Annotated in this window: 4 protein-coding genes and 1 pseudogene; 2 read left to right on the top strand and 3 right to left on the bottom strand. The window is 74.3% G+C overall.

The features are described from left to right. Positions 1 to 713 (bottom strand): ribokinase (locus HUW36_RS27285; protein WP_174530761.1); only part of this gene is annotated, 713 nt, incomplete at its 3' end. Positions 714 to 730: 17 nt separating this feature from the next. Then, positions 731 to 1,570: an ABC transporter ATP-binding protein gene (locus HUW36_RS27290; RefSeq protein ID WP_174530762.1), complete on the bottom strand. Its 840-nt coding sequence runs from the start codon at positions 1,568 to 1,570 to the stop codon at positions 731 to 733. A 133-nt stretch (positions 1,571 to 1,703) separates the two neighbouring features. Between HUW36_RS27290 and HUW36_RS27295 the strand changes: the two genes are divergently transcribed. Both HUW36_RS27295 and HUW36_RS27300 read left to right on the top strand, forming a co-directional pair. After that, positions 1,704 to 2,708, top strand: coding sequence for an ATP-binding cassette domain-containing protein (locus tag HUW36_RS27295; RefSeq protein ID WP_174530763.1), 1,005 nt, complete (start codon positions 1,704 to 1,706; stop codon positions 2,706 to 2,708). Further along, a complete protein-coding gene (locus HUW36_RS27300; protein WP_174530764.1) occupies positions 2,705 to 3,715 on the top strand; it encodes an ABC transporter permease subunit in 1,011 nt (336 codons plus the stop codon). Before HUW36_RS27295 ends, HUW36_RS27300 begins: the two co-directional genes overlap by 4 nt. A gap of 82 nt (positions 3,716 to 3,797) precedes the next feature. On the opposite strand, the pseudogene HUW36_RS27305 reads toward HUW36_RS27300, so the two are convergent. Continuing rightward, positions 3,798 to 4,068: pseudogene (locus HUW36_RS27305) on the bottom strand (ROK family protein); the annotation flags it as partial.

Here is a 4,068-nt window from a genome sequence, read left to right on the forward strand (position 1 = left end):
ACCACGTCCACCGGCACCGCCGGCACGTGCACCGCCGGGCGGTCCCGGTCCACGTACCAGGCGCCGTCGCCGCCGAGCGTGAGCACCGCCCGGGGCACCAGGTCGAGCAGCGCGGCCGGCTCGTCCCGGCCGCGACCGGTCAGCGCCTGCGCCTCGGGCTCGTTGACCACGAGCAGGTCGGTCGCGGCCAGCAGGTCGGCCGGCAGCGACCGGGCCGGCGCGGCGTTGAGCACCACCCGGGTGCCGCCCGCGCGGGCCGCCCGCGCCGCCTCGGTCACCGTCTCGACCGGCACCTCCAGCTGCGCGACGAGCACGTCCGCCTCCCGTACGGCGGTCAGCTCGTCCGCGGTCGGCGCGGTGAACGCCTCGTTTGCGCCGGGGGTGACCAGGATGGCGTTCTCCCCCGCGCCACCGACCATGACCAGGGCGACGCCGGACGGGCCGTACATCACCCGCAGGTGGGTGGTGTCGACGCCGGCCGCGGTGATCCGGGCCCGGAGGGTGACCCCGAACGCGTCCGACCCGATCGCGCCCAGGAAGACGCAGGACGCGCCGGCCCGCACGGCGGCGACCGCCTGGTTGGCGCCCTTGCCGCCGGGCAGCATGACGAACTCGCTGCCGAGTACGGTCTCGCCCGGCCGGGGCAGCACCGCGGCGGTGCCGACCAGGTCCATGTTGGCGCTGCCGACGACGGCGATCCGGGTCTGCCGCACGAGGTGCTCCCGTCCGCTCAGGCGGCGCGGGCGGTCCAGCGGTCGCCGGACCGCGAGACGACCAGCGGCAGGCCGAAGGTCTTCGACAGGTTGTCGGCGGTGAGCACGTCGGCGAGCAGGCCCTGCGCCACCACCGCGCCCTCGCGCAGCAGCAACGCGTGCGTGAAGCCCGGCGGGATCTCCTCGACGTGGTGGGTGACCAGCACCATGGCCGGCGCGTCCGGGTCGTACGCCAGCTCCGCGAGCCGCGCGACCAGGTCCTCCCGGCCGCCCAGGTCGAGCCCGGCGGCGGGTTCGTCCAGCAGCAGCAGCTCCGGGTCGGTCATCAGGGCCCGGGCGATCTGCACGCGCTTGCGCTCGCCCTCGGAGAGCGTGCCGTAGGCGCGGTCGGCGAGGTGGCCGACGCCGAGCTGGCCCAGCAGCGCGGCGGCGCGCGCCTCGTCGGTGCGGTCGTAGCTCTCCCGCCAGCGACCGACCACCGACCAGGCGGCGGTCACCACCACGTCGACGACCCGCTCGTCGGCGGGGATCCGCTCGGCGAGGGTGGCGGTGGAGAGGCCGATCCGGGTGCGCAGCTCGTTGACGTCGGTGCGGCCGATGCGCTCGCCGAGCACGTGCGCGACGCCGCTGCTCGGGTGCAGCCGGCCGGCGGCCAGGTTGAGCAGGGTGGTCTTGCCGGCGCCGTTCGGGCCGAGCAGCACCCACCGTTCGTCCAGCTCGACCCGCCAGTCGACGTCGTGCACCAGCGCGGTGCCGGAGCGCGTGACGCCGACTCCGTCGAGGCTGACCACCAGATCCGCGTCCACGGTCGAGGGGGCGGGGGCGCCCGGGGCGCCGGGGATCAGGTCACCAGTCACGGCCCCATCCAATCACGCACCCGGCCCGGCGCCCCCCACGGGCGGGGCCGCCGCCATAGGGTGGGGCGCCGTGTCGTTGGTCACCGCATCCGGAAGGACGACCCATGCCCGACCCCTGCCGGGAGGCACGCGGATGAGCGCGGTCATCGAGATCGCCGGTCTCCGCAAGACGTTCCACACCGTGCGCCAGGGGCGTCGGGTCGCCGTGGACGACTTCGACATGCTGGTCGAGGCGGGCCAGGTGCACGGCTTCCTGGGGCCGAACGGCTCCGGCAAGACGACCACCCTGCGGGCGCTGCTCGGGCTGGTCCGGCCGGACTCCGGCTGGATGCACGTGCTGGGCGTCCGGTCCCCCGAGCGGCTCCCCGAGGTGGCCGGCCGGGTCGGCGCGATCGTGGAGAGCCCCCAGTTCTTCGGCAACTTCACCGCCCACCGGACGCTGCGGCTGCTGGCCCTGGCCGGTGGGGTGCCGACCAGCCGGGTGGACGAGGTGTTGGAGCAGGTCGGCCTGCGGGACCGGGGCCACGAGCGGGTGAAGGGCTACTCGCTGGGCATGAAGCAGCGGCTGGCGGTCGCCTCCGCCCTGTTGAAGCGCCCGGAGCTGCTGATCCTGGACGAGCCGGCGAACGGGCTGGACCCGGCCGGCATCCGGGAGATGCGCGACCTCACCCGGTCGCTCGCCGCGGCCGGGGTGACCGTGCTGCTGTCCAGCCACATCCTGGCCGAGATCCAGCTGATCTGCGATCACGTGACGATCGTCAGCCGGGGGCGACGGGTCGCGTACGGGCGGGTGGACGAGGTGCTGGCCGGCTTCGACCAGCACCAGTGGCAGGTCCGGGTGGCCGACGTGGCGCAGGCGGAGCAAATGCTGGGCCGGGCCGGGCTGTCGGTCACCACCGCGCCGGACCACCTCGTGGTGACCGGCGTGGTCGACCCCGAGGTGATCAGCCGCACGCTGGGCGAGCAGGGGCTGTGGGTGCGTGAGCTGGTCCCGCTCCGTCCGGACCTGGAGAGCGTCTTCCTGGAGCTCACCGGTGGGCACGAGCACGTGGCGGTGCCGCGACAGGTGGACGGCGCGCCGCCGAACGACGGAGTCATCGACCTGGACGTCCGGGAGAGCCGGGAGGTGGACGCGTGAACCTGGTCCGTGCCGAGCTGGAGCGGCTCGCCGCCCGGCGCTTCGTGCAACTCATGGTGGTGCTGCTGGCGGTGGCCTTCGCGGTGACCGCGGTGACCACGCTCGGTGGTTCGCACCGCCCGACCGAGGTGGAGCTGGGCCGGGCCCAGGCGCAGGCCGCCGAGGAGGTACGGCGGCTGGAGCTGGCGCACGACCGCTGCCTGCGGATCAAGGCGGGCACGCTCACCGCCGACGAGAACGACTACCTGCCGCGCGACTGCGCCCAGATCGACCCGGCCCAGTCCGAGACCCTGCCGACCGCCTCCGACTACCTCAGCGGCGTCTTCGTGTTCGCGAAGGAGGCCGAGCCGCTGCTGTTCTTCCTGGTCGCGTTCCTCGCGCTGTTCGGGTTCCTGGTCGGCGCCTCCTACATCGGGGCGGACCTGAACTCGGGCGGCGTGGTCAACCTGCTGCTGTGGCGGCCACGCCGGCCGACCGTGCTGGCCGCGAAGCTCGGCACGTTGCTGGGCGGGCTGCTGGCGCTCTCGGTGCTGGCGTCGGTCGCGTATCTCGGGGCGTTCTGGTTGATCGGGCAGGCGTCCGGCCTGACCGGGCGCACCGGCGGCGACTTCTGGGTGACGCTCGGCGCGATCTGGGCGCGCGGGCTGGTGCTGGTGCTGGCCACCGCGGCACTCGGGTTCGCGATCGCGACGCTGGGTCGGCACACGTCGGCGGCGCTCGGCACGGTCGCCGCGTACGTGGTGGTGTGGGAGCTGGGCGCCCGGCTGGTGTTCCAGATCCTGGCGGTCGGCCGCCCGGACCGGTTCATGCTCTCCAGCTACCTGGCCGCCTGGCTCAACGGCGAGGTGCGGTTCTGGGACGGCAACGCCTGCAGCACCGGGATCTCCGGCTTCTGCGACGGCTCGTACACGCTCACCTGGGTGTCGGGCATGGTGGTCCTGCTCGGCCTCACCGCCGCGCTGGTGGTCGCCGCGTTCACCGTGTTCCGCCGCCGCGACCTGATCTGAGGACGGCCGCACCTCGGCAACTCCTTGCGAACCCTGGCGCCATGATGAAGGATTCCTTCACATGGCGCCAGGGTGCACGCGGTCAGCCGACCGTCGAGCCGAACACCTCGTCACGGACCGCGTCCAACGCGGTACGCAGCGCCCCACGCAGGATCGGCTCCTCGGTCAGCCCGGTGGCCACCACCCGGGGCCGGACCAGCGTGATCGCGGCGACCTCGTGCTGCACCCGCTCGGCCAGCGCCGACCCGCCCGCCTGCCCGACCGCGCCGGCGAGCACCACCAGCGGCGGGTCGAGCACCACGCACGTGCTCGCCACGCCGAGCGCCAGCCGGCGGGCCAGCTCGTCCAGCACC

The sequence above is a fragment of the Micromonospora maritima genome (assembly GCF_902825405.1).
Lineage (GTDB): Bacteria > Actinomycetota > Actinomycetes > Mycobacteriales > Micromonosporaceae > Micromonospora > Micromonospora maritima.

Coding starts and splice junctions, on each gene's coding strand:
- HUW36_RS27295 (WP_174530763.1), top strand. CDS start 1,704: ATGAGCGCGGTCATCGAGATCGCCGGTCTCCGCAAGACGTTCCACACC.